A 24,799-nucleotide genomic window follows, 5' to 3' on the forward strand; every position below is an offset into this window, starting at 1 on the left:
AGCCTGGTGACAGATCATCACCCCAGGTCAGACCCTTGTGGAATTGTTGGTAAAAGATCTCCACAGGCTGTGGATGAATGTCTCGTCCACAGGGGGTCCCGACGGTTGTCCACCGGCTGCCCACAGGACGGGGTCTGTTGCCCACAGCTTCTCCACAGCCCTGTCCACTGTTCGGCAACGAATCGGCCCTTCTCACCGCGTCGAGTGAAAGCCGTCACACCAAGGAGGACGGTTGGGCTGTGGGGAACCTGGGTAAAGCTGGGGACAGCGCTGGGGAGAACTCCCCGTGGCCTGTGTATGGGGTGTGCAGAACTTTCGGGTGTCCACAGAGAACCCCAGTTGTCCACCGGTTCCACCCACAGGCGCGGTGGACAAAAAACTGGGCCTGACCTGCGCAGACGGGGTTATCCACCGTTTCCACAGGCCCTACTACTACTCCCACATAGAGTTAGCCCGGAATCCGCTTCGAAGTGGGACCTGTGCACAACTCGGCGCCGGAGCTCCGACCCGCCCTTGTCGCGACTTGACCCCGAGCAGCACCGAGTGTCGGCGGCGTACGTCAGACTGGTTCCCGCAGTCGACGAAGAGCCAGCAACAAGCAGGAGGCGGTTCCGGTGAAGATCCGGGTGGAGCGCGACGTACTTGCCGAGGCGGTGGCCTGGGTGGCCCGCAGCCTCCCGGCCCGTCCGCCGGCCCCCGTTCTCGCGGGCCTTCTCCTGAAGGCCGAGGACGGCGCGCTGAGCTTCTCGAGCTTCGACTACGAGGTCTCGGCGCGTGTCTCCGTCGAGGCGGAGGTCGAGGAGGACGGCACCGTCCTGGTCTCCGGCCGACTGCTCGCCGACATCTGCCGCGCTCTCCCCAACCGGCCGGTGGAGATTTCCACAGACGGTGTACGGGCGACCGTGGTCTGCGGCTCTTCCCGCTTCACCCTCCACACCCTGCCTGTGGAGGAGTACCCGGCGCTGCCGGAGATGCCCACCGCGACCGGCACCGTCCCCGGTGAGGTCTTCGCCTCCGCCGCCGCGCAGGTGGCCATCGCCGCCGGCCGTGACGACACGCTGCCCGTCCTCACCGGTGTGCGCATCGAGATCGAGGGCGACACGGTCACCCTGGCCTCCACCGACCGCTACCGCTTCGCGGTCCGCGAGTTCCTGTGGAAGCCGGAGTCCCCGGACGCCTCCGCGGTCGCCCTGGTGCCCGCGAAGACCCTCCTGGACACGGCGAAGGCGCTCACCAGCGGCGACACCGTCACCCTGGCGCTCTCGGGCTCCGGCAAGGGCGAGGGCCTCATCGGCTTCGAGGGCGCCGGCCGCCGCACCACCACCCGGCTGCTCGAGGGCGACCTGCCGAAGTACCGGACGCTCTTCCCCACCGAGTTCAACTCGGTCGCGGTGATCGAGACCGCCCCCTTCGTCGAGGCCGTCAAGCGCGTGGCCCTGGTGGCCGAGCGCAACACCCCGGTCCGGCTGAGCTTCGAGCAGGGCGTGCTGATCCTGGAGGCCGGCTCCAGCGACGACGCACAGGCTGTGGAGCGTGTGGACGCGCAGCTGGAGGGCGACGACATCTCGATCGCCTTCAACCCGACCTTCCTGCTCGACGGCCTGAGCGCGATCGACTCCCCGGTCGCTCAGCTGTCCTTCACGACCTCCACGAAGCCCGCGCTCCTGAGCGGCAAGCCGGCGGTCGACGCGGAGGCCGACGAGGCCTACAAGTACCTGATCATGCCGGTGCGCCTCTCCGGCTGAGGACGGCCGTCGGGGCCATCGCCTGAGCGGCTGACCCCACAGGTGTGCACCCGGGTCCGGGCGTAGGCTCGGACCCGGGAAAACCGCACACGACGCTTAAGGAATCTCTGATGGAGCTCGGTCTCGTCGGTCTCGGCAAGATGGGCGGCAACATGCGCGAGCGCATCCGCCGCGCAGGCCACACCGTCATCGGATACGACCGCAATCCGGACCTCGCCGATGTCCACAGCCTCGAAGAGCTTGTGGGCAAGCTCAAGGGGCCCCGCGTCGTGTGGGTCATGGTTCCGGCCGGTGCCGCGACCCAGTCCACCATCGACGAGCTGGCCGAACTGCTCTCCCCCGGCGACATCGTCGTGGACGGCGGGAACTCGCGCTGGACGGACGACGAGAAGCACGCCGAGGAGCTGGCGGCCAAGGGCATCGGCTTCGTCGACTGCGGTGTCTCCGGTGGCGTCTGGGGCCTGGAGAACGGCTACGCGCTGATGTACGGCGGCTCCGCCGAGGACGTCGCGAAGGTCCAGCCGATCTTCGACGCGCTCAAGCCGGAGGGCGAGTTCGGCTCGGTCCACGCGGGCAAGGTCGGCGCCGGCCACTTCGCGAAGATGGTCCACAACGGCATCGAGTACGCCATGATGCAGGCCTACGCCGAGGGCTGGGAGCTCCTGGAGAAGGTCGACTCCGTCACCGACGTGCGCGAGGTCTTCCGCTCCTGGCAGGAGGGCACGGTCATCCGTTCCTGGCTGCTGGACCTCGCGGTCAACGCCCTGGACGAGGACGAGCACCTGGACAAGCTGCGCGGCTACGCGTCGGACTCCGGCGAGGGCCGGTGGACGGTCGAGGCCGCCATCGACAACGCCGTACCGCTGCCGGCGATCACCGCCTCGCTGTTCGCGCGGTTCGCCTCCCGCCAGGACGACTCCCCGCAGATGAAGATGATCGCCGCGCTGCGCAACCAGTTCGGTGGCCACGCGGTCGAGACGAAGAAGTAATCCACAGGCTGTGCACCCCGCGGTGCACAGCCGCCGGGGGAAGAAGGTCGGCGCCCAACCATGCACGTCACGCATCTCTCGCTGGCCGACTTCCGCTCCTACGCCCGGGTCGAGGTCCCGCTCGACCCGGGCGTCACCGCTTTCGTGGGTGCCAACGGCCAGGGCAAGACCAATCTGGTCGAGGCCGTCGGCTATCTCGCGACCCTCTCCAGCCACCGCGTCGCCTCCGACGCCCCGCTCGTCAGGATGGGCGCGGAACGCGCGGTCATCCGCGCGGCCGTCACCCAGGGTGAGCGCTCCCAGTTGATCGAGCTCGAACTCAACCCCGGCCGGGCCAACCGTGCCCGTATCAACAGGTCGTCGCAGGTCAGGCCCCGTGACGTACTGGGGATCGTACGGACCGTGCTGTTCGCGCCCGAGGACCTCGCCCTGGTGAAGGGCGACCCCGGCGAGCGCCGGCGCTTCCTCGACGAGCTGATCACGGCGCGCACACCGCGCATGGCGGGGGTGCGCTCCGACTACGACCGCGTGCTCAAGCAGCGCAACACGCTCCTGAAGTCGGCCGCGATGGCACGGCGGCACGGCGGCCGCGGCATGGACCTGTCCACACTGGACGTCTGGGACCAGCACCTGGCGCGGGCCGGGGCCGAGCTGCTCGCCCAACGGCTCGACCTGATCGCCGTACTGCAGCCGCTCGCGGACAAGGCGTACGACCAGCTCGCGCCCGCCGGAGGACCGATTCTGCTGGAGTACCGTCCCTCCGCGCCCGGCACCGGGCACACCCGCGAGGAGCTCTACGAGCAGCTGATGGCCGCGCTCGCCGAGGTGCGCAAGCAGGAGATCGAGCGGGGCGTCACGCTGGTCGGGCCGCACCGCGACGAGCTGCTGCTCAAGCTCGGAGACCTGCCGGCGAAGGGGTACGCGAGCCACGGTGAGTCCTGGTCGTACGCCCTGGCGCTCCGGCTCGCCTCGTACGACCTGCTGCGGTCCGAGGGCAACGAGCCCGTACTCGTCCTCGACGACGTCTTCGCGGAGCTGGACGCGCGGCGGCGCGAGCGGCTCGCGGAGCTGGTGGCGGGCGGTGAGCAGGTCCTGGTGACGGCCGCGGTCGACGACGACGTGCCGGGGGTCCTCGCGGGGACGCGGTACACGGTGGCCGACGGGACGGTGGAGCGGGTATGAGCGAGGAAAAGCTTCCACAGCCTGTGGACACTCCTTCGGTGCCCGAACCCTCGGGTGTCGATCTCGCGCGGGTCGCCCTGCGCGCCGCCAAGGAACAGGCGAAGGCCAAGGGCGCGGCCGCGCAGCAGAAGAAGCAGGCCCGGCGCGGCGGCGGACTGCGCTCCGGCGCGCGCGCCGACGGACGTGACCCGATGGCGCTCGGCGCGGCGATCAACCGGCTGATCACCGAGCGGGGCTGGGAGACACCGGCGGCCGTCGGCGGGGTCATGGGCCGCTGGCCGCAGATCGTCGGCGAGAACCTCGCGAAGCACTGCGTACCGCTCAAGTTCGACGACGAGCCGGACGCGCGCGTGCTCACCGTGCAGTGCGACTCGACGGCGTGGGCCACGCAGCTGCGGCTGCTCGCGCCGACGCTGGTGGCGCGGCTGAACGAGGACCTGGGGCACGGGACCGTGCGGATGATCAAGGTGCTGGGGCCGGGGGCGCCGCGGCGGGGGTACGGACCCCTGCGGGCGCCGGGATCCGTGGGGCCCGGGGACACGTACGGGTAACCCCTGGGGGTGGAGCCGTGGGCACGGGTCGGAGCATGGGATGGCGTTGTGCCCACCCCGCGGACTCCGTCCGCGGGGCCCCCGCACCGCAGCGGAAACGCGTGCTCGCGACGCCGCGAACCCGACCCCCACAACGCGCTACGAGCCGAAGCGCTGGGTGGCCGTCAGAGGGCTCTGAAGCCCCTGTCCGGATATGGGGAGTCGTCTCGCTCCCGCTCAGGGCGGCACATGCGGACTCAGGGACCGGCAAACCCCCATGACTGTCTGCGCTACCGGTAGACTGGGAGACAATCCCGCCACCCTGCGGAACATGTCGAACGACGCAGCCGCTCCCGTATGCCCGGAGAACGGCCTGTGCTGTGCCAGAAAGGGCGCTTCGTGGCCGATTCCGGCGACCCCAACGAGAACAACCAGTACACCGCCAGCAACATCCAGGTCCTCGAAGGCCTGGATGCCGTGCGCAAGCGCCCTGGCATGTACATCGGCTCGACCGGTGAGCGCGGTCTGCACCACATGGTGCAGGAGGTCGTCGACAACTCGGTCGACGAAGCCCTGGCCGGCCACGCCGACACCATCGACGTCACGATCCTCCCCGACGGCGGCGTCCGCGTCATCGACAACGGCCGCGGCATCCCGGTGGGCATCGTCGCCTCCGAGGGCAAGCCGGCCGTCGAGGTCGTGCTGACCGTGCTGCACGCGGGCGGCAAGTTCGGCGGCGGCGGCTACGCGGTCTCCGGTGGTCTGCACGGTGTCGGCGTCTCCGTCGTGAACGCCCTGTCCACCAAGATCGCCGTCGAGATCAAGACGGACGGCTACCGCTGGACGCAGGACTACAAGATGGGCGCCCCGACGGCCCCGCTCGCCCAGCACGAGGCGACCGACGAGACCGGTACCTCGGTCACCTTCTGGGCCGACCCGGACATCTTCGAGACCACCGAGTACTCCTTCGAGACGCTCGCGCGGCGCTTCCAGGAGATGGCCTTCCTCAACAAGGGCCTCACCCTGACGCTCACGGACGAGCGCGAGTCGGCGAAGGCCACGGTCGGCGCGGACGACCCCGAGGCGGAGGCCGCCGAGCCGACCGCGCGCACGGTGAAGTACCACTACGAGGGCGGCATCGTCGACTTCGTGAAGTACCTCAACTCGCGCAAGGGCGAGCTGATCCACCCCACCGTGATCGACCTCGAGGCCGAGGACAAGGACAAGGCCCTCTCCCTCGAAGTCGCGATGCAGTGGAACAGCGGCTACAGCGAGGGCGTGTACTCCTTCGCCAACATCATCCACACCCATGAGGGCGGCACGCACGAGGAGGGCTTCCGTGCGGCGCTGACCTCGCTGATCAACAAGTACGCGCGCGACAAGAAGTTCCTCCGCGAGAAGGACGACAACCTCACGGGCGACGACATCCGCGAGGGTCTGACCGCGATCATCTCGGTCAAGCTGAGCGAGCCGCAGTTCGAGGGCCAGACCAAGACCAAGCTGGGCAACACGGAGGCGAAGACCTTCGTCCAGAAGGCGGTCTACGAGCACCTCAACGACTGGCTCGACCGCAACCCGGTCGAGGCCGCGGACATCATCCGCAAGTCGATCCAGGCCGCCACCGCGCGCGTGGCCGCCCGCAAGGCCCGCGACCTCACCCGCCGCAAGGGCCTCCTGGAGTCGGCGTCGCTGCCGGGCAAGCTGTCCGACTGCCAGTCGAACGACCCGGCCAAGTGCGAGATCTTCATCGTCGAGGGCGACTCCGCCGGCGGCTCGGCCAAGTCCGGCCGCAACCCGATGTACCAGGCCATCCTGCCGATCCGCGGCAAGATCCTGAACGTCGAGAAGGCCCGGATCGACAAGATCCTGCAGAACACCGAGGTCCAGGCCCTGATCTCGGCCTTCGGCACCGGTGTGCACGAGGACTTCGACATCGAGAAGCTCCGCTATCACAAGATCATCCTGATGGCGGACGCCGACGTCGACGGTCAGCACATCAACACCCTGCTGCTGACCTTCCTCTTCCGCTTCATGCGGCCGCTGGTCGAGGCCGGTCACGTCTACCTCTCCCGTCCGCCGCTCTACAAGATCAAGTGGGGCCGGGACGACTTCGAGTACGCGTACTCGGACCGCGAGCGGGACGCCCTCGTCACGATCGGCAAGCAGAACGGCAAGCGGATCAAGGAAGACTCGATCCAGCGCTTCAAGGGTCTCGGCGAGATGAACGCCGAGGAGCTGCGCGTCACCACCATGGACGTCGAGCACCGCGTGCTCGGCCAGGTCACCCTGGACGACGCCGCGCAGGCCGACGACCTGTTCTCGGTGCTGATGGGCGAGGACGTCGAGGCACGCCGCTCGTTCATCCAGCGCAACGCCAAGGACGTTCGCTTCCTCGACATCTGAGTCGGTCTCAGCTGACCGTACGAAAGGACTGACGACCAGCAATGGCCGACGAAAACACTCCCGGCACCACCGAAGAGCAGGAGCCCGTGCTGCGGATCGAGCCCGTCGGGCTCGAGACCGAGATGCAGCGCTCGTACCTCGACTACGCGATGTCCGTCATCGTGTCCCGCGCGCTGCCCGACGTACGGGACGGCCTCAAGCCCGTCCACCGGCGCGTGCTCTACGCGATGTACGACGGCGGCTACCGGCCCGAGAAGGGCTTCTACAAGTGCGCCCGCGTCGTCGGTGACGTCATGGGTACGTACCACCCGCACGGCGACTCCTCGATCTACGACGCGCTCGTCCGCCTCGCCCAGCCCTGGTCGATGCGGATGCCGCTCGTCGACTCCAACGGCAACTTCGGTTCCCCGGGCAACGACCCGGCCGCCGCCATGCGGTACACCGAGTGCAAGCTCATGACGCTGTCGATGGAGATGCTCCGGGACATCGACGAGGAGACCGTCGACTTCCAGGACAACTACGACGGCCGCAACCAGGAGCCGACGGTCCTGCCGTCGCGCTTCCCGAACCTGCTGATCAACGGCAGCGCCGGCATCGCGGTCGGCATGGCGACCAACATCCCGCCGCACAACCTGCGCGAGGTCGCGGCCGGCGCCCAGTGGGCGCTCGAACACCCCGACGCCAGCCACGAGGAGCTCCTCGACGCGCTGATCGAGCGGATCAAGGGCCCGGACTTCCCCACCGGCGCGCTCGTCGTCGGCCGCAAGGGCATCGAGGAGGCGTACCGCACCGGCCGTGGCTCGATCACGATGCGCGCGGTCGTCGAGGTCGAGGAGATCCAGAACCGCCAGTGCCTGGTGGTCACGGAGCTGCCGTACCAGACCAACCCGGACAACCTCGCGCAGAAGATCGCCGACCTGGTCAAGGACGGCAAGATCGGCGGCATCGCCGACGTCCGCGACGAGACCTCGTCCCGGACCGGCCAGCGCCTGGTCATCGTGCTCAAGCGCGACGCCGTCGCCAAGGTCGTCCTCAACAACCTCTACAAGCACACCGACCTGCAGACGAACTTCGGCGCCAACATGCTGGCGCTCGTCGACGGTGTGCCGCGCACCCTCTCCCTCGACGCGTTCATCCGCCACTGGGTGACCCACCAGATCGAGGTCATCGTCCGGCGGACGAAGTTCCGGCTGCGCAAGGCCGAGGAGCGCGCCCACATCCTGCGCGGTCTCCTCAAGGCGCTCGACGCGATCGACGAGGTCATCGCGCTGATCCGGCGCAGCGACACGGTCGAGGTCGCGCGCGGCGGCCTGATGGACCTCCTCCAGATCGACGAGATCCAGGCCAACGCGATCCTGGAGATGCAGCTCCGCCGGCTCGCCGCCCTGGAGCGCCAGAAGATCGTCGCCGAGCACGACGAACTCCAGGCGAAGATCAACGAGTACAACGCGATCCTGGCCTCGCCGGAGCGCCAGCGCGCGATCGTCAGCGAGGAACTGGCCGCGCTCGTCGAGAAGTTCGGCGACGACCGCCGCTCCAAGCTGGTGCCCTTCGACGGTGACATGTCCATCGAGGACCTGATCGCCGAGGAGGACATCGTCGTCACCATCTCGCGTGGCGGCTATGTGAAGCGGACGAAGACCGAGGACTACCGCTCGCAGAAGCGCGGCGGCAAGGGCGTGCGCGGCACGAAGCTGAAGCAGGACGACATCGTCGACCACTTCTTCGTCTCCACCACCCACCACTGGCTGCTCTTCTTCACCAACAAGGGCCGGGTCTACCGGGTCAAGGCGTACGAGCTGCCCGACGCCGGCCGGGACGCGCGCGGCCAGCACGTGGCCAACCTGCTCGCCTTCCAGCCGGACGAGCAGATCGCCCAGATCCTGGCGATCCGCGACTACGAGGCCGCGCCGTACCTGGTGCTCGCCACCAAGGCCGGCCTGGTCAAGAAGACCGCGCTGAAGGACTACGACTCGCCGCGCTCGGGCGGTGTCATCGCGATCAACCTCCGCGAGACGGAGGACGGTGGCGACGACGAGCTGATCGGGGCGGAGCTGGTCTCGGCCGAGGACGATCTGCTGCTCATCAGCAAGAAGGCGCAGTCGATCCGCTTCACCGCCACGGACGACGCGCTGCGTCCGATGGGACGCGCCACTTCGGGCGTAAAGGGGATGAGTTTCCGCGCGGACGACGAGCTGCTCTCGATGAATGTCGTCCGGCCCGGTACGTTCGTCTTCACCGCGACCGACGGCGGGTACGCGAAGCGCACCCCCGTCGACGAGTACCGCGTCCAGGGCCGTGGCGGCCTCGGTATCAAGGCCGCCAAGATCGTGGAGGACCGTGGCTCGCTCGTGGGCGCGCTGGTGGTCGAGGAGACGGACGAGATCCTCGCCATCACGCTGTCCGGCGGTGTGATTCGTACGCGAGTCAACGAAGTCAGGGAGACCGGCCGTGACACCATGGGCGTCCAGCTGATCAACCTGGGCAAGCGCGATGCCGTCGTCGGCATCGCGAGGAACGCCGAGGCCGGCAGCGACGACGAGGTCGACGACGCCGACGACGCCGTGGAGGCGTCCGAGGCCGCGGTGGTCGAGACCGAGGCAGTCGAGGGCACGGAGCCCTCGGCCGGGGAGCACGAGGAGTAAGAGCGTGAGTGGAGCCACGGGCGCCGGATCGGCGGCCGCCGGAGCTTCTGCTGGTGCTGGAGCGAACGGCGCCCGTGGCCCCGCCACGGACTCCCAGGGGGTTGCGGTGACGGACACTCGAGGGCAGCAGCCCTCGTACGAGACCTACAACGGGCCGCTGCCCGGCGAGCGCACGGGTGCGCAGCAGCCGGGCGGCCCCTACCACCCGCCGCAGGCGTACGGCGCTGCGGCGCCGGGCGGCCAGGCCGCGGGGGCCGGGGGCGTGCGCCGGCCGCGTACGGGGGCCAGCACGACGCCCCGGACGCGCAAGGCGCGGCTGCGGGTGGCCAAGGCGGATCCGTGGTCGGTGATGAAGGTGAGCTTCCTGCTCTCCATCGCGCTGGGCATCTGCACGGTCGTCGCGGCGGCGGTGCTGTGGATGGTCATGGACGCCATGGGCGTGTTCTCGACGGTCGGCGGCACGATCAGCGAGGCGACGGGCTCGAACGAGTCCAACGGCTTCGACCTTCAGTCGTTCCTCTCACTGCCGCGGGTGCTGATGTTCACCTCGGTGATCGCCGTGATCGACGTGGTCCTGATGACCGCCCTGGCGACCCTGGGCGCGTTCATCTACAACCTGTCGGCCGGCTTCGTGGGCGGTGTCGAGCTCACGCTCGCCGAGGACGAGTAGGACGCGCGGGGCCGGTCCCGGAACGGATTTTGGGACTGGCCCCCACGTGCGCTAATCTTCAGGAGTCAGCGCGCGGGACACACACCGCAAGCGCGGCGGGGCTATAGCTCAGTTGGTTAGAGCGCATCCCTGATAAGGATGAGGCCACAGGTTCAAATCCTGTTAGCCCCACAGTGTCGATCGACCCGGACGGTTACTCCGTCCGGGTCGATTCGTTTGTCCCGGGCCGGTGGGAGGTTTGAAGCTCGCACAGATCACCGATCGGTATCGGTCGATGTGTAGAGTGGGCGTCAGAAGTCTCCTACGTCAACGAAAGACGAGGTCGCGCGGTGAAGAAGCTGCTCCTGGTCGCACTGGCCGCCATCGGCGGACTCCTCGTGTACCGCCAGATCCAGGCGGATCGCGCCGAGCAGGATCTGTGGACGGAGGCGACCGACTCCGTGCCCGCAGGTTCGGGTGTCTGAGACGAAGACCGTTTGTGGGTGAAGCCCCGGCCGCGCGTGAGCGGGCCGGGGCTTTGCTTTGCCTGAGCAAAATGTCGACTTGCTTGAGTGAAGAGGAGGAGCGGGTGAGGACGCAGGCCGGCATCGGCCGGAGGGCGGGGGCCCTGATCACGCTGGCTGCGGCGCTCGGAGCGGCGGCCGCGCTGCCCGGTACGGCGACGGCGACGACTCCGGGGGAGCCGCTGGTGGTGGCGCCCGCGCAGGCGCCGGCCGCCGACGGGGGCGCCCTTCCGCCGTACACCTTCGACGGTGCGGCTCAGCGGGTCCAGGGAGCCGCTTCGAGCTCGGACGGGCCACGCCTCGAGACCGGGCGGACCTACCGCGACACGCTCAAGAAGGACGGCAAGGTCTACTACCGGGTCGACCTCGACGACAAGCGGAACGCGTACGTCTCCGTGGTCGCCGTCCCCAGGACCGGTGGCAAGGTCGAGTACGGCGACGGCTTCAGGATCAGCATGCAGGACACCTCGGGCACCGAGTGCGGCTACCAGCAGGTGAACTTCACCTCCGCCGAGTACACACGGCCCCTCGCCGCGTACGCCCGCCGCATCGTCGACGCGGACAGCTCCAGCTGCCAGGGCGCCGGCACCTACTACGTGCTCGTCGAGCGGGAGACGAAGGCGAGCTCCAGCCCCGACGACTGGGAGCTGGAGATCCGGTACGCGTCCGAGCCGGGCCTCAGGAAGGCCGGGCCGACGGAGCTTCCCGAAGTGTGGCCCTCCGGCACGCCCGCGCCGCCCACGGGAGGCCCCACGGCCCGGCAGGGCGGTTCCGGGATCCATGACGCCACCTCGCTGACGCAGGGCGAGTGGCGGTCCGACATCAGGCCGGGCCAGACGCTCTTCTACCGGGTGCCGGTCGACTGGGGACAGCAGCTCTTCGCCAGCGCCGAACTCGGCAGCAGCGCCACCGGCGACGAGTACATCGGCAACGCCCTGATCCTCTCCCTCGAGAACCCGGCGCTCGGACACGTCGACGAGAACTCCGGCAGCTACGACGGGAAGTCCTCGACGCTGGCGCTCGACGCGCTGCGGCCCGTGGCCCACGAGAACCGCACCTCGTACCAGGACCACACGAGCGGCATGCGGTTCGCCGGCTGGTACTACCTCTCGGCCACGCTCAGCCCGGAGGTCGCCAAGGAGTACGGGGACGAGCCGCTGCCGCTGACCCTGCGGGTCTCCGTGCGGGGCGGCGCGAAGCCGGGGCCCGGGTACGACGGTGACCCGGGTCCGTTCACCGTGACCGCCGACGACAGGGAGGCCGCCGCGAACGGCACCGGCGGGGCGCTGGCGGCCGAGCGGAGCGGCTCCATGGGCGTCGTCGCGGTGGCCGGCATCGGCAGCGGGACGGCGCTGCTCCTCGGCCTCGGCGCGTGGACGCTCGTGGCGCGACGGAGGGCGGGCTAAGGCCCAAGACACCTAGGGCTCGCGGGGGCGGCGGCTCAGGTCTGGGTGAGTGCCCAGAACCCGACCGCGAAGCACACGAGAGCGAGCAGCAGGACCGGGATCGCCACCTTCGGGGGCGGTCCCGGTCGGCGTACGGGGGCGCTCGGGGCGGGATGGGCGGGAACCTGATCGGGGCGAGCGGTGTATGGATGAGTAGAGGCCTGAGCAGAGGCCTGTCCGTACGGCACCGCCGCGGTGGGTGCCTGCTCGAAGGGGGTGATCGGGTGCGTGACCGGTGGGGGCAGGTGGAAGCTGCCCGTCTCGGAGGGAGCGGGGAGCGGCGCGGTCGCGAAGACCGGGGCGGCGGACGCGGCGGCGTGGGGAGCGGCCGGGTGCTGGGGCTGGTACTGCGGCTGTGGGGGCTGATGCTGGGGCGGTACGGGGGTCGGGACGGGCGACGGCACGGTGGGGCTGGGGCCGGGGACGGGCGCGTCGGCGGCCGTGGCCGGGGCCTGGACGGCCTGTGCGCCCTGCGTGGCCGTGGGGGCGCCGACGCCGGTGTCAGAGGGGTCCGTGGGGCTCGGGGGCCCTGTGGGGCCCTCGGGGCCGAAACCGGGCGGCAGAGGGCCGAGTTGGTCGAAGATCTCGACCGGCTGCTCGTCGGCGCGCGGCTCGGGAAGCATCTCCACGGCGGCGGTCAGCGCCTTGCGCGCGCCCGTGGCCGTACGGAAGCGGGCCTGCGGATCGGGCTGGAGCAGCCCGGCGAGCACCTGCCACAGGGGCTCCGGGATGCCCTCGGGGGCTCCGGGAGTGCCGTACGCGACGAAGTGCTCGACCAGGGCCTGCGAGTCCGGCTTGCGGCCCTGGAGCAGATAGAGGGCGACCAGGCCCACCGCGAAGAGGTCGGCGGTGAAGTCCGGCTCGGCGCCCAGGAGCTGCTCGGGGGCGAAGTACCCGGGCGTGCCCACGACGTAGTTGGTCTCGGTGAGGCGCGGTTCGCCCTTGCGCATGGAGATGCCGAAGTCGGAGAGCCGCAGATGCGGCCGCCCGGTGCCCGTGACGTCCATCAGGATGTTCGCGGGCTTGATGTCCCGGTGCACGACCCCCTCGGCATGCACCGTGGCCAGCCCCGAGAGCAGCTGGTCGAGCAGGACGCAGACGAACCGGGGCGGCAGCGGGCCGTAGTCGCCGATGACGTGCGCCAGAGAGCCGCCGGCGACCAGATCCATGGTGAACAGGACCTTGTCGTCGTCGGCGGCCCAGCTGGCCGGGGCGAGGACGTGTGGATGGTCGATCCGCAGCGCCTGCTCGCGGACGAAGCGGAGCAGCGTGTGCGCGTCGCTCTGCAGAAGCACTTTGGCTGCCACATAGCGACGCCGGCGGTGGTCCCAGGCACGCCATACCGCGCCCGCCCCGCCCCGTCCGATCGGGTCGACCAGCTCGTACCGGCCGGCGAAGACCTCACCCATCGTGCTGCGCCGCTCCCCGTTCGCTTCGTCTCTCGGCGATGCCGGCCGGCTGCCGACCTCGTCAGTTCTGGTGCGACTCGTAGTGGGCGACCGCGTCCGCGGTGCGCCCGGCGCCGTACACCCTGAGGAACTCTGCCAGTTCCGGGTGGGCCGGGGCGAGGGAGTCGGCCGCGTCGATGATGTCGCCGGCCGCCGCTACGGAGCGCAGCAGCGACTGGATCTCGCGGACCACGCGACGGACGGTCGGCGCGCCCGGGCCGGTGGTGGTCTGACCCGTGCTGGTGAGGACGGAGCCGCCCTGAGACTTCTTCACCTCGTCCATGCGGTCGGTGGCCTCGGCTGCGCTGACAGTGCCGTCGGCGACCTGAACGGCGAGCTCCTGGAGTGCCTGGACGCGCTGGACGACGGCCGGGTTGCCGATCTTGGCCCGCTGGCCGCTCATCAGCTGGGACAGCATGGGCGCGGACAGTCCGAGCACGGCCGCGAGCCTGGCCTGGTTGAGCCCGAGATCGTCGATCAGCCGACGGAAGAGCGCCCCCAGCGGCTCTCCGTACCAACTGCGCTGAAGCTCTCTGGCTCTGGCCGTGGCTTCCTGCTGCGCTGCGTCCATTACTTCTCCCCATCCCTGCGGTTCGCCACTGCGAACCTCGGTCAGCATCTTACGGAGAGTGGTTGCCGACCGGGAGTCCCAATCCTTTTGCCGGGCATGGGGGGTGACCCGGTACGCTGTTCTCGTTCCGGGGCCTTAGCTCAGTTGGTAGAGCGCTGTCTTTGCATGGCAGATGTCAGGGGTTCGACTCCCCTAGGCTCCACCCCGAACACCCCCTTCGAACTGCGGAAACGCGGTTCGGAGGGGGTGTTTTGCGTGGGGTGCGCGCTCATGGCACAGGAGTGGCCGCTGCTCCGGACGGGTGGTGTTCATCGGAAGAACTGCGCGGCGGGGGCGTCGCTCCGCGGAAAACGGGGGCGCATCCACATGATGAGGGAGGTACGAAAAGCGCGCAATCCGAAATGAACCATCCGAGAACGTCACGAAAGTGAGGGGCCATGGCCACCGCCAAGGTCAAGCAGTTCTGGACCGCCTTCATCTCCGTCCTCTTCGCCCTGCTCGCCTCCGTCGGCCTGGCGGGCACCGCCGCCGCGGCCGCGCAGCCCGCCGTGCAGCAGCCCGAGGAGCCGGCCGGCACCGCGGCCGCCGCCCCCGTCGCCCAGGAGCGCGCCGCCCTGGCCGCCGTACCGGCACAGAGGGCCCATCGGTGGCCGCTCGCCGGGGACCGATCCCTGCCGCCCACCATCAAGCAGCGCATCGCCGCCGAGGCCCACGGTTCGTCTCCCGCCGCCCGGCACCGCTCCGCGACCGGCGCGAGCGCCGGGGCCGAGAACGACGAGACCGCCGCGCCGGCCGAGCTCGCGCCGGCCGCAGCGGCGTAGGCGCGGGGAGACGATCCAGTTCTCCCCGCACCGCGTAGTGCTTCGTAACACCTCGTAGTACCTCGCAGAACCCGCAGAACCCGCAGAACCTCGCAGAACCCGCAGAACCCGCAGAACCTCGCAGAACCCGCAGAGCTCACTCGGCGGAACCCGCAGAACGCTCCGTGGAATCCGTAGAACGCTCCGTAGCACCCCCGTAGAACCCCTTTGGGACCCCGTAGAACCTCGCAGGGCACAACCGGAAGAACCCGGGAGCACCCCGCAGAGCGCACACCCGGTCGGTCAGCGGCGCTCGTCGCGTTCGGCGGCTGCTTCGGCTTCGGCCGCGGCTGCGGCCTCGTCGACCTCCACGTCCGGGTCGAGAGAAGCCCCACTTTCGTCGACGGACGTCAGTACGGTGCCCTCGTCCACCTCGGTGGGAGCGGGAGGTTCCACCAGCCAGTCGGGATTGGCCTGCTTGTCCCACCACTTCCAGGCGGCGAACGCGCCGCCGGCGAGAACGCCCAGGACCACGAGGCCCTTGGCGAGGCGTCCGGCCCTGGCCCGACGCTCGCGCTTCTTCACGATCTTCTGGATCTCCCTCGGCGTCACCTGACCGCGCAGCGCGGCCCAGGCGGCGGTGGAACGCGAACCGGCCTCTTCAAGGACGGGCCCGGTCGCGGAGACCGCGTGTTCGACACGCGGAACGGTGTAGTCGGCCGCCTGACGGGCGGCCCGGCGGGTCTTGACCGCCGCACGCTGTGCGGCCGCGTCGACCCGTGGCGGTACATGCGGCGCGACATACGAGTCGTACTGCGCACGCGCCTGTACTCGGGCCTGTCGAGCGGCCTTCGAGACCTTCGGCGCGAGCAGTTCGCGCGCCTCGTGCGCGTAGTGCGAGGCCTGGTCCCTCGCCGTGTCGGCGTACGGCGCCACCACTTCCGCGGCGTGCATGACGCTCTCCTTCGCCGAATCTGTCGCGGCGCGCACGCTGTCCATGCGGGTCACAGGATTCCTCCTCGTCGGTGGCGATGTCGGTTTTTCACCTTTCCATCCTGTTCGGAATCATGCCCGCCGGAACGAGGTCCGGCATGTGGGGCGGGCATACGGGGCATGCGAGGATCGGACACGCCAGAGACAGACGTGGGACGACGCGACATGACGTGGACGGAAGGCGACCGTGGCCGAGCAGCTGTACGCGATCCTCAAGACCAGCCTGGGTGACATCGAGGTACGGCTGATGCCGTTCCACGCTCCGAAGACGGTCCGGAACTTCGTCGAACTCGCCTCGGGCGAGCGCGAGTGGACGCACCCCGCGACCGGCACGGTCTCGTCGGACCCGCTCTACGACGGCACGGTCTTCCACCGGGTCATCAAGGACTTCATGATCCAGGGCGGCGACCCGCTCGGAGACGGCACCGGCGACCCCGGCTACTCCTTCGCCGACGAGTTCCACCCGGAGCTCTTCTTCGACCGCCCCTACCTGCTGGCCATGGCCAACGCGGGCCCCGGCACCAACGGCTCGCAGTTCTTCGTCACCGTCGCCCCCGCGACCTGGCTGAACCGCAAGCACACCATCTTCGGCGAGGTCGTGAGCAAGGAGAGCAGGAAGGTCGTGGACGCGATCGCGACGACCGCGACCGACCCGCACACGGAGCGACCGCTCCAGGACGTGGTCCTCGAGTCCGTGGTGATCGAGAAGCGCTGAGACGGGAAGGGACGGAACCTCCATGGACCCGCGTCCTTCCACGGACCCGCCCGCCGGTCCGCTCCGCTGCTACCGCCATCCCGAGGCCGAGACCGGCATCCGCTGCACCCGCTGCGAGAAGCCGATCTGCACGCGGTGCATGATCTCCGCCTCCGTGGGCTTCCAGTGCCCCGACTGTGTGCGCAACGGCTCGGGGACCGGCCACGCGGCCGACGCGAACCAGCCCAGGACGCTGGCGGGCGGCAAGGTGGCCTCCGACGACCACCTCGTCACCAAGATCCTCATCGGGATCAACCTCGCCGTCTACCTGGCGGTCCTGGCCTTCGGCGACCGGTTCGTCGACGAGCTCGTGCTCATCGGCTACGCCTTCAGCCCGGCGCTCGGTGAGGTCGTCGGGGTCGCGGACGGCGAGTGGTACCGGCTGCTGACCTCGACCGTCCTCCACCAGGAGGTCTGGCACATCCTCTTCAACGTGCTGGGCCTGTGGGTGATCGGCGGGATCGTCGAGCCCGAGCTGGGCAGGATCCGGTACGCGGTCCTCTGTCTGCTCTCCGGTCTCTCCGGCTCCGTACTGGCCTATCTCGTCGCCGCGCCGAACCAGCCCTCGCTCGGTGCCTCCGGCGTCGTCTACGGCCTGATCGGCGCCTGGGTGGTGCTGACCCGTCGGCGCCGCCACGACATGCGGCCGGTGATCCTCTTCGTGGCGCTTTCGCTGCTGATGACGTTCACCCGTCCGGGGATCTCCTGGGAGGCCCACGTCGGCGGTCTGGTCGCCGGCGCCCTCGTGACGTACGCGCTCGTGCACGCGCCGCGGACCCGCCGGGACCTCGTGCAGTACGGGGCCTGTGGACTGGTGCTGCTGATCGACCTGGGGATGGTTCTCGCCCGCTCGGCTGCGCTCACCTGAGCGCACAGGGCGCTGAAAGAGCTTCTCTGCGAGCTTTCCCCAGAGTTATCCACAGTGTGTGGCCCCGCTGGGGCGGGCCACCCCCGCTCTCTGGGGAAAGACCGCGCCCCTCGCCTCTGACCTGGTGTTTGTCCAGGGAGGCGAGGGGCGCTGCGGATTTCGACGAGGGTGTGATTCCGGTCATACCGGCGTCAACCTCGTGGTGAGTTATCCACAGATCTTCGTAAGTTATCCAGTGCTGTGCACAACGCTGTGGATAAGTTCAGGGGAGAGCTTGACGACTGCCCTCGGGGGCGCTAGATCCCGCCGGCTCCCCTGCTCCTCACCGGTTGTTCACCGACTACTTCCACTGTGTCGAGACACCGAAGCCGGCCGCGATGAAGCCGAAGCCCACCACGATGTTCCAGTTCCGGATCGACTCGATCGGCATCGAACCGTCGGTGACGTAGAAGACCACGATCCACACCAGACCGATGGCGAACAGCGCCAGCATCACAGGCGCCACCCAGCTGCGGTTGGTCAGCTTGATACTGGTCGCCTGCTTGGCGGGCGGAGGCGTGAAGTCGGCCTTCTTGCGGATCCGTGACTTCGGCACGAGGGACTCTCCTGTCGATGCGCTGCGTGACCGCGCAGGGAACTGTGGCTGGCGCCGGGATGTGACGAAGGAGGACGACTGCGTCCCCCAGGCGTCCGTTAGCGTAGTGGTTCCGCGGCACCGAAGGGGATCAGGGTACGTTGAGCAATTCCGCCGGTACTCCCGAACGGGCGGGCCGCACCACGAGGTGGCGCCCCGTCCAGGTCCTCACCCTTGCCGTTTTCGCCCTCGCCGGCCTGATCTTCGTCACCAGCTTCAACACCGCCAAGGGCACCAACATCCGCACGGACGCCTCTCTCCTGCGGCTCTCCGACCTGATCGAGGAACGCAGCCACAAGAACGCGGGCCTCGACGAGTCCACCTCCGCCCTCCGCTCCGAGGTCGACGCGCTCGCCGCCCGCGACGACGGATCCACCCGCGCGGAGGACGCGCGACTCGACGCCCTCGAGGCGGTGGCGGGCACCACCGAGGTCTCCGGCTCCGGCCTCACCGTCACCCTCGACGACGCTCCGCCGAACGCGCAGGCCGCCCCTGGCTACCCCGAGCCGCAGGCCAACGACCTCGTCATCCACCAGCAGGACCTCCAGGCCGTCGTCAACGCCCTGTGGCAGGGCGGCGCCGAGGGCATCCGGGTCATGGACCAGCGGCTCATCTCCACCAGCGCCGTGCGCTGCGTCGGCAACACCCTGATCCTGCAGGGCCGCGTCTACTCGCCCCCGTACAAGATCACGGCCGTCGGTGACCGGGGGAAGCTGAGCAGGGCGCTCGCCGGCTCCCCGGCGATCCAGAACTACCAGCTGTACGTGAAGGCGTACGGGCTCGGCTGGAAAGTCGACGACCACAGGGCGGTGACTCTTCCCGGCTACTCGGGCACAGTGGACCTCCACCACGCGAAGCCGGTGAGCTGACAGCGGGAGGGCGGCTTGGGGGGCTTGCGTCTCGTCGTGAGGACCTTCAGTGAACTGTGCCTCACCTTCGGCACCCTGATCGTCCTCTTCGTCGTGTACGTCCTGTACTGGACCGGCGTCCAGGCCGGGAGCGCGAGCGCCGGCCAGATCGACACCCTCCAGCGGGAGTGGACGAACACCCCGGTCACGGCCGCGCCCGCCCCCCGAGCCCTGCCGTACGCCCCGGGCCGGGGGATCGCCGTCATGTACGTCCCCAGGCTCGGCGAGGACTGGAAATGGCCCGTCCTCGAAGGCACCGGCGCGCACGTCCTCAAGAAGGGCCTCGGTCACTACACGGCCACCGCCCGGCTCGGCGGGACCGGGAACTTCGCCGTCGCCGGCCACCGCCGCACCTACGGCGACCCCTTCAAGGACTTCCCTCGGCTGCGCGCCGGTGACGCGGTGATCCTGACCGACGGGACGACCTGGTTCACGTACCGGATCGCCCGCGCCCCCTACCGGACCGTGCCCACCGACGTCGGAGTCGTCGACCCGGTGCCCAGGCCCCTCAGGAAGAACGCGGCGGTCTTCGACGGGCCCGGCCGCTATCTCACCCTCACCACCTGCGACCCCGAGTGGGGAAGCAGCCACCGGCTCGTCGTCTGGGCACACCTCGACGCCACCCTGCCGGTCGCCGACGGCCGTCCACAGGCTTTGGAGAGTCGTCCACAGGCTTGGGGCAGCTGACCCCTCACGGCCCCCTCGACCCGTACTCTGGTCCCCGTAACGAACGGAAGGGGCGGTCGACGTCATGTACGGCTGGATCTGGCGGCATCTGCCGGGCAACGCGTGGGTGCGGGCGCTGATCTCGATCGTGCTGGTGCTCGCGGTCGTCTATGCCCTGTTCCAGTACGTGTTCCCCTGGGCGGAGCCTCTGCTTCCGTTCAACGATGTGACGGTGGACGGCCAGTGAGCGCGCGAATTCTCGTCGTCGACAACTACGACAGCTTCGTCTTCAACCTCGTTCAGTACCTCTACCAGCTCGGCGCCGAGTGCGAAGTCCTCCGCAACGACGAGGTCGAGCTGAGCCACGCGCAGGACGGCTTCGACGGCGTCCTGCTGTCGCCGGGACCCGGCGCCCCCGAGCAGGCCGGCGTCTGCATCGACATGGTCAGGCACTGCGCGGCCACCGGCGTGCCCGTCTTCGGCGTCTGCCTCGGCATGCAGTCGATGGCCGTGGCGTACGGCGGAGTCGTCGACCGCGCGCCCGAGCTGCTGCACGGCAAGACCTCGCCCGTCACGCACGAGGGCAAGGGCGTCTTCGCCGGTCTGCCCTCGCCGTTCACCGCGACCCGCTATCACTCGCTGGCCGCCGAGCCCGCCGCCCTGCCGGCCGAGCTCGAGGTCACCGCGCGGACCGAGGACGGCATCATCATGGGCCTGCGCCACCGGGAACTGCCCGTGGAAGGCGTCCAGTTCCACCCCGAATCGGTCCTCACCGAGCACGGCCACCTGATGCTCGCCAACTGGCTGGAGCAGTGCGGCGACAAGGGGGCGGTCGCACGGTCGGCGGGGCTCGCGCCGGTGGTGGGCAAGGCCGTCGCGTGACGACGGGCTCTCCGTGGTTCCGGCCGACGAACGAACCGGGACCCGAGCCGATACCCGCAGACCCGTACGGGGTCCCGTCGCCCCCGGCGCCCCCGTACGGGCAACCGGTCGATCAGCAGGCGGCCCTCGGGTACGGGGAGGCCACGGCGTACGGGGAAACGCCTCCCGGGTACGACGGGGGCACGGCGTACGGGGAAACGCCTCCCGGGTACGACGGGGGCACGGCGTACGGGGACGCCACGATGCCGCACGGAGACACCACGACGACGTACGGGGAGACGACTTCGACGTACGGCGAGACCTCGGCGCACGGGCAGGCCGCGGCGCCTGAGCACGCTGCCGCGTACGGGCAGGCCGCCGTCGCCGAGGAGACCGTGGCACCCCCGCGGTCGCACCGGCGACTCGAGCCCGCCCCCGAGGGCCCCCACGTGCCCTCGTACGAGCCCTACGAGGCCGAGGTGCCCTCCCCGCCCTCCCCGAGCGAGACGATGCCCCTAAGGGCCGTGGAGCCGCTTCCGGGGCCCGGCAGGGCCGAACGTCGCCGTGCGGCCAAGGGCGGCCGGAGCAAGGGGCGCACCGCCCCTTCCGGTGCCCCGCCCGCGGCCCCGCTCTCCCGCGTCGAGGCCCGGCGCGCGGCCCGCGCCGCCAAGGACAGCGTCGGTGTCGTCGCCAGCCGGGCCGTCGGTGAACTCTTCATCACCCTCGGCGTCGTGATGCTGCTCTTCGTCACCTACCAGCTGTGGTGGACGAACGTCCTGGCCGGCCAGGAGACCGACCAGGCCAAGGAACAGATCGAGGACACCTGGGCCAAGGGCGAAAGCAAGCCGGAGGCCTTCGAGCCGGGCGAGGGCTTCGCCATCATGTACATCCCCAAGCTGGACGTCGTCGTCCCCGTCGCCGAGGGCATCGACAAGGCCAAGGTCCTCGACAAGGGCATGGCCGGGCACTACGCCGAAGGAAGCCTCAAGACGGCCATGCCCTCCGACAAGCAGGGCAACTTCGCGGTCGCCGGCCACCGCAACACCCACGGCGAGCCGTTCCGGTACATCAACCGGCTGAAGCCCGGCGACCCGATCGTCGTCGAGACCCAGAGCGCGTACTACACCTACGAGATGGCCAGCATCCTGCCGCAGACCGCGCCCTCCAACGTCTCCGTGATCGACCCGGTGCCGAAGGGCTCGGGCTTCACCGAGCCGGGCAGGTACATCACGCTGACCACCTGCACGCCCGAGTTCACCAGCACGTACCGGATGATCGTGTGGGGCAAGTTGGTCGAGGAACGCCCGCGCAGCGAAGGAAAGCCGAAAGCGCTCGTAGGCTGAGACCCGACACCTCCGGACGGGACGACGGGACGACCTAGTGGCACGCGCGCGCAATCGGATCGCCGGGATCATCAGCCTCTTCGGCGAACTCCTCATCACAGCGGGCCTTGTCCTCGGCCTCTTCGTCGTCTACTCCCTGTGGTGGACCAACGTCCTCGCCGACCGCGCCGCCGATCAGGACGGCGCCCAGGTCCGCGACCGCTGGGCCGGCGGACCGGGGGCGCTCGACACCAAGGACGGCATCGGCTTCCTGCACGTCCCCGCCATGGGCGGCGACGACATACTGGTCAAGCGGGGCACCACCAGCGCCATCCTCAACAACGGTGTCGCCGGCTACTACACCGACCCGATCAAGTCGGCGCTCCCCCAGGACAAGCAGGGAAACTTCACGCTCGCCGCCCACCGCGACGGGCACGGCGCCAAGTTCCACAACATCCACAAGCTGAAGACCGGGGACGCGATCGTCTTCGAGTCGAAGGACACCTGGTACGTCTACAAGGTCTACAAGTCCCTGCCGGAGACCACGAAGTACAACGTGGACGTCCTCCAGCCGGTACCGAAGGAATCCGGCAGGACGAAGCCCGGCCGGTTCATCACGCTGACCACCTGCACCCCGATGTACACCTCCGACTACCGGTACATCGTCTGGGGCGAACTGGAGCGCACGGAGAAGGTCGACCGTGACCGGACACCTCCCGCGGAGCTGCGCTGAGGCGGGCCGACATACGGGAGAGCCCCGGCATCCACTGGATGCCGGGGCTCTCCCGTAGGGGACGGGGCTCAGTCGAAGAAGCCGCCGCCACCGTTGCTGTCGCCGTTGTTGTCCCCGCCGCCGTTGCCGCCGCCGTTGCCGCCGCCACCGACGGTGTAGACGCTGATCTCCTGGCCGGGAGTGACCATCGAGCCCTCGGTCGGGTTCGTCCCCATGACCAGGGCGTCCTCCTTGTCCGAGCCCTGCTGGGTGACCTTCAGGTTCATGGCCTCCAGCTGTGCCTTGACGTCCTTGAACGGCTTGCCGGCCAGGCCCGTCGGCAGCTGCACCTGGGCCGGCTGCTGCGGGCCCTTCGAGACCTTCAGCGTGATCTGGACGTCCTTCGGCTGGTCCGAGGGGCCGGCCGGGGTCTGGTCGACGACCGTGCCCGCGGGCTGATCGTTGTCGACCTCTTCCTTGGTCACGTTCGTGAAGCCGAGCTGGGTCAGCTGCTGGAGGGCCTGGTCGTAGGTCCGGCCCTTCTGGTCGGGAAGCTGGGACAGCTTCTGCTTCGCGACGGTGATCGTGATCTCGGAGTTCTGCTCCGCCTTGGTACCGCCGTCAGGGTTCTGCCGCAGGACCGTGCCGGGGTCCTCGTCGGACTCCTCCTGGTCGACCTTGACCGTGAAGCCCTTGTCCTTCAGGACCGTCTCGGCGCTCTCCTGGGACTTCTCCTTGACGTCCGGGACCTCGACGAGCGGGGCGCCCTCGGAGACGTACACCTGGATCGTGCTGCCGGTGTCCATCTTCGCGCCGTTCTCCGCGGCCGGGACCTGACGGCAGATGGAGCCCTTGGGTTGGTCGCAGCGCTCCGTGCCGGCTTCCTGCATCTTCACGCTGGCGTTGGCCGCGTGCCCTGTCGCCACCTCGACGGTCTGGCCGACCAGCTGAGGGACGGAGACCTGACGGGTGCCTTCCTTCTCCTCGAACAGCGATACGCCGATGAAGATCGCGCCGACGAGTACCAGGATCCCCGCGAGGACCAGCAGGATCGTCGAGGTGTTCGACTTCTTCTGGCCGCCGCGACGGCGGTCCGGACGGTCGTCGTAGCCGTAGCCGCCGTCGTCCGGGTTGATCGGGGGCAGCATCGAGGTCTGGCCGGCCGGGTCGGCCTGGCGCAGCGCCGTCGTCGGCTGGTCCTCCGGCGGGTAGCCGCCGTAGCCCCCGCCGTACGCGGGCGCGCCCATGCCCATGCCCATCGCCGCGGCGGCGGCGACCGGCTGACCGTCGAGGCAGGCCTCGATGTCCGCCCGCATCTCGTCGGCGGACTGGTACCGGTAGTCGGGGTCCTTGACCAGTGCCTTGAGGACGATGGCGTCCATCTCGGGCGTGATCTCGGCGTCGAAGTTGCTCGGCGGCTGCGGCTCCTCGCGGACGTGCTGGTACGCGACCGCGACCGGGGAGTCGCCGATGAACGGGGGACGGACGGTCAGGAGCTCGTACAGCAGACAGCCCGTGGAATACAGGTCGGAGCGCGCGTCGACCTGCTCGCCCTTGGCCTGCTCCGGGGAGAGGTACTGGGCCGTGCCGATCACCGCGGAGGTCTGCGTCATGGTCATGCCCGCGTCGCCCATGGCGCGCGCGATGCCGAAGTCCATGACCTTGACCTGGCCGGTGCGCGTCAGCATGACGTTCGCAGGCTTGATGTCACGGTGCACGATGCCGGCGCGGTGCGAGTACTCCAGCGCCTGGAGGATGCCGACCGTCATCTCGAGGGTGCGCTCGGGCAGCAGCTTGCGCCCGGAGTGCAGCAGCTCACGCAGGGTCGACCCGTCGACGTACTCCATCACGATGTACGGGATGGAGACCCCGTCGACGTAGTCCTCGCCGGTGTCGTACACCGCGACGATCGCCGGGTGGTTCAGCGAGGCGGCGGACTGTGCCTCACGGCGGAACCGGGCCTGGAAGGACGGGTCGCGGGCCAGGTCGGCCCGCAGCGTCTTCACGGCGACGGTGCGGCCGAGCCGGGTGTCCTGACCGAGGTACACCTCGGCCATGCCACCACGGCCGAGCACCGAGCCCAGCTCGTACCGGCCGCCGAGGCGACGCGGCTCTTCCATAGCTAATCCAGCCCTCTCCGTCTGTCCCGA

The 24,799-nt window shown here is 69.5% G+C and carries 23 protein-coding genes and 2 tRNA genes; 20 read left to right on the top strand and 5 right to left on the bottom strand.

Annotation, left to right across the window (positions count from 1 at the left end; all coding sequences use genetic code 11):
• Positions 1-614: 614 nt before the first annotated feature.
• The 10 genes from dnaN to ACFVYX_RS06370 all read left to right on the top strand — a co-directional run bounded on the left by dnaN (position 615) and on the right by ACFVYX_RS06370 (position 12,073).
• Positions 615-1,745 carry a DNA polymerase III subunit beta gene (dnaN, locus tag ACFVYX_RS06325; protein WP_030205035.1) on the top strand — a complete coding sequence of 377 codons (1,131 nt, stop codon included), beginning with the start codon at positions 615-617 and terminating at the stop codon, positions 1,743-1,745.
• Between the two features lie 110 nt (positions 1,746-1,855).
• Positions 1,856-2,734: a phosphogluconate dehydrogenase (NAD(+)-dependent, decarboxylating) gene (gene gnd, locus ACFVYX_RS06330; RefSeq protein WP_056565173.1), complete on the top strand. Its 879-nt coding sequence runs from the start codon at positions 1,856-1,858 to the stop codon at positions 2,732-2,734.
• 60 nt (positions 2,735-2,794) lie between these two features.
• Positions 2,795-3,916: a DNA replication/repair protein RecF gene (gene recF / locus ACFVYX_RS06335; protein ID WP_389680185.1), complete on the top strand. Its 1,122-nt coding sequence runs from the start codon at positions 2,795-2,797 to the stop codon at positions 3,914-3,916.
• Positions 3,913-4,467 carry a DUF721 domain-containing protein gene (locus tag ACFVYX_RS06340; RefSeq protein WP_389680186.1) on the top strand — a complete coding sequence of 185 codons (555 nt, stop codon included), beginning with the start codon at positions 3,913-3,915 and terminating at the stop codon, positions 4,465-4,467. Before recF ends, ACFVYX_RS06340 begins: the two co-directional genes overlap by 4 nt.
• A gap of 354 nt (positions 4,468-4,821) precedes the next feature.
• On the top strand, positions 4,822-6,849 hold the full coding sequence (gene gyrB / locus ACFVYX_RS06345) for a DNA topoisomerase (ATP-hydrolyzing) subunit B (protein ID WP_389680188.1): 2,028 nt from the start codon (positions 4,822-4,824) through the stop codon (positions 6,847-6,849).
• A gap of 41 nt (positions 6,850-6,890) precedes the next feature.
• The gene (gene gyrA / locus ACFVYX_RS06350; protein WP_389680189.1) at positions 6,891-9,494 is read left to right on the top strand and encodes a DNA gyrase subunit A; all 2,604 of its coding nucleotides are present in this window, start codon (positions 6,891-6,893) and stop codon (positions 9,492-9,494) included.
• 106 nt (positions 9,495-9,600) lie between these two features.
• Positions 9,601-10,164 carry a DUF3566 domain-containing protein gene (locus ACFVYX_RS06355; RefSeq protein WP_389680190.1) on the top strand — a complete coding sequence of 188 codons (564 nt, stop codon included), beginning with the start codon at positions 9,601-9,603 and terminating at the stop codon, positions 10,162-10,164.
• Between the two features lie 97 nt (positions 10,165-10,261).
• Positions 10,262-10,335 (top strand) — tRNA-Ile (locus tag ACFVYX_RS06360).
• A gap of 158 nt (positions 10,336-10,493) precedes the next feature.
• Complete coding sequence (locus ACFVYX_RS06365; RefSeq protein ID WP_003958712.1) at positions 10,494-10,628, top strand: DLW-39 family protein; 135 nt, start codon at positions 10,494-10,496, stop codon at positions 10,626-10,628.
• 104 nt (positions 10,629-10,732) lie between these two features.
• Positions 10,733-12,073, top strand: coding sequence for a hypothetical protein (locus tag ACFVYX_RS06370; protein WP_389680191.1), 1,341 nt, complete (start codon positions 10,733-10,735; stop codon positions 12,071-12,073).
• A 35-nt stretch (positions 12,074-12,108) separates the two neighbouring features.
• On the opposite strand, the gene ACFVYX_RS06375 is transcribed toward ACFVYX_RS06370, so the two are convergent.
• Together ACFVYX_RS06375 and ACFVYX_RS06380 are read right to left on the bottom strand one after the other, a co-directional pair.
• Entirely contained in the window at positions 12,109-13,521 is a 1,413-nt protein-coding gene (locus tag ACFVYX_RS06375; RefSeq protein WP_389680192.1) for a protein kinase, read from the bottom strand.
• Between the two features lie 61 nt (positions 13,522-13,582).
• A complete protein-coding gene (locus ACFVYX_RS06380) occupies positions 13,583-14,131 on the bottom strand; it encodes a helix-turn-helix domain-containing protein (RefSeq protein ID WP_389680193.1) in 549 nt (182 codons plus the stop codon).
• 129 nt (positions 14,132-14,260) lie between these two features.
• Between ACFVYX_RS06380 and ACFVYX_RS06385 the strand changes: the two genes are divergently transcribed.
• Positions 14,261-14,333, top strand: a tRNA-Ala gene (locus ACFVYX_RS06385).
• A gap of 235 nt (positions 14,334-14,568) precedes the next feature.
• Positions 14,569-14,952, top strand: a complete 384-nt coding sequence (locus ACFVYX_RS06390) for a DUF6344 domain-containing protein (protein WP_389680194.1) — start codon at positions 14,569-14,571, stop codon at positions 14,950-14,952.
• 282 nt (positions 14,953-15,234) lie between these two features.
• Here ACFVYX_RS06390 and ACFVYX_RS06395 read toward each other — a convergent pair whose 3' ends face one another.
• The gene (locus ACFVYX_RS06395) at positions 15,235-15,939 is read right to left on the bottom strand and encodes a DUF5324 family protein (RefSeq protein ID WP_389680195.1); all 705 of its coding nucleotides are present in this window, start codon (positions 15,937-15,939) and stop codon (positions 15,235-15,237) included.
• A gap of 172 nt (positions 15,940-16,111) precedes the next feature.
• On the opposite strand from ACFVYX_RS06395, the gene ACFVYX_RS06400 reads away from it, so the two are divergent.
• Positions 16,112-16,639, top strand: a complete 528-nt coding sequence (locus ACFVYX_RS06400) for a peptidylprolyl isomerase (protein WP_389680196.1) — start codon at positions 16,112-16,114, stop codon at positions 16,637-16,639.
• A gap of 22 nt (positions 16,640-16,661) precedes the next feature.
• Positions 16,662-17,546: a rhomboid family intramembrane serine protease gene (locus ACFVYX_RS06405; RefSeq protein ID WP_389680197.1), complete on the top strand. Its 885-nt coding sequence runs from the start codon at positions 16,662-16,664 to the stop codon at positions 17,544-17,546.
• Positions 17,547-17,886: 340 nt separating this feature from the next.
• On the opposite strand, the gene crgA is transcribed toward ACFVYX_RS06405, so the two are convergent.
• On the bottom strand, positions 17,887-18,141 hold the full coding sequence (gene crgA, locus ACFVYX_RS06410) for a cell division protein CrgA (RefSeq protein ID WP_030321260.1): 255 nt from the start codon (positions 18,139-18,141) through the stop codon (positions 17,887-17,889).
• A 140-nt stretch (positions 18,142-18,281) separates the two neighbouring features.
• On the opposite strand from crgA, the gene ACFVYX_RS06415 reads away from it, so the two are divergent.
• The 6 genes from ACFVYX_RS06415 (at position 18,282) to ACFVYX_RS06440 (ending at position 22,670) form a co-directional block, all read left to right on the top strand.
• Positions 18,282-19,049, top strand: coding sequence for a DUF881 domain-containing protein (locus tag ACFVYX_RS06415; RefSeq protein ID WP_389680198.1), 768 nt, complete (start codon positions 18,282-18,284; stop codon positions 19,047-19,049).
• A 24-nt stretch (positions 19,050-19,073) separates the two neighbouring features.
• The gene (locus tag ACFVYX_RS06420; RefSeq protein ID WP_389680588.1) at positions 19,074-19,775 is read left to right on the top strand and encodes a class E sortase; all 702 of its coding nucleotides are present in this window, start codon (positions 19,074-19,076) and stop codon (positions 19,773-19,775) included.
• Positions 19,776-19,839: 64 nt separating this feature from the next.
• On the top strand, positions 19,840-20,001 hold the full coding sequence (locus ACFVYX_RS06425; protein ID WP_024760376.1) for a hypothetical protein: 162 nt from the start codon (positions 19,840-19,842) through the stop codon (positions 19,999-20,001).
• The gene (locus tag ACFVYX_RS06430) at positions 19,998-20,636 is read left to right on the top strand and encodes an aminodeoxychorismate/anthranilate synthase component II (RefSeq protein WP_389680199.1); all 639 of its coding nucleotides are present in this window, start codon (positions 19,998-20,000) and stop codon (positions 20,634-20,636) included. Before ACFVYX_RS06425 ends, ACFVYX_RS06430 begins: the two co-directional genes overlap by 4 nt.
• Positions 20,633-21,958, top strand: a complete 1,326-nt coding sequence (locus tag ACFVYX_RS06435) for a class E sortase (protein ID WP_389680200.1) — start codon at positions 20,633-20,635, stop codon at positions 21,956-21,958. Before ACFVYX_RS06430 ends, ACFVYX_RS06435 begins: the two co-directional genes overlap by 4 nt.
• A gap of 37 nt (positions 21,959-21,995) precedes the next feature.
• The gene (locus tag ACFVYX_RS06440; RefSeq protein ID WP_389680201.1) at positions 21,996-22,670 is read left to right on the top strand and encodes a class E sortase; all 675 of its coding nucleotides are present in this window, start codon (positions 21,996-21,998) and stop codon (positions 22,668-22,670) included.
• 68 nt (positions 22,671-22,738) lie between these two features.
• Here the strand turns inward: ACFVYX_RS06440 and pknB are convergent, their stop codons facing one another.
• Complete coding sequence (gene pknB / locus ACFVYX_RS06445) at positions 22,739-24,769, bottom strand: Stk1 family PASTA domain-containing Ser/Thr kinase (RefSeq protein ID WP_389680202.1); 2,031 nt, start codon at positions 24,767-24,769, stop codon at positions 22,739-22,741.
• Between the last annotated feature and the right edge of the window lie 30 nt (positions 24,770-24,799).

This window comes from Streptomyces sp. NPDC058326 (genome assembly GCF_042879855.1).
Classification (GTDB): Bacteria; Actinomycetota; Actinomycetes; order Streptomycetales; family Streptomycetaceae; genus Streptomyces.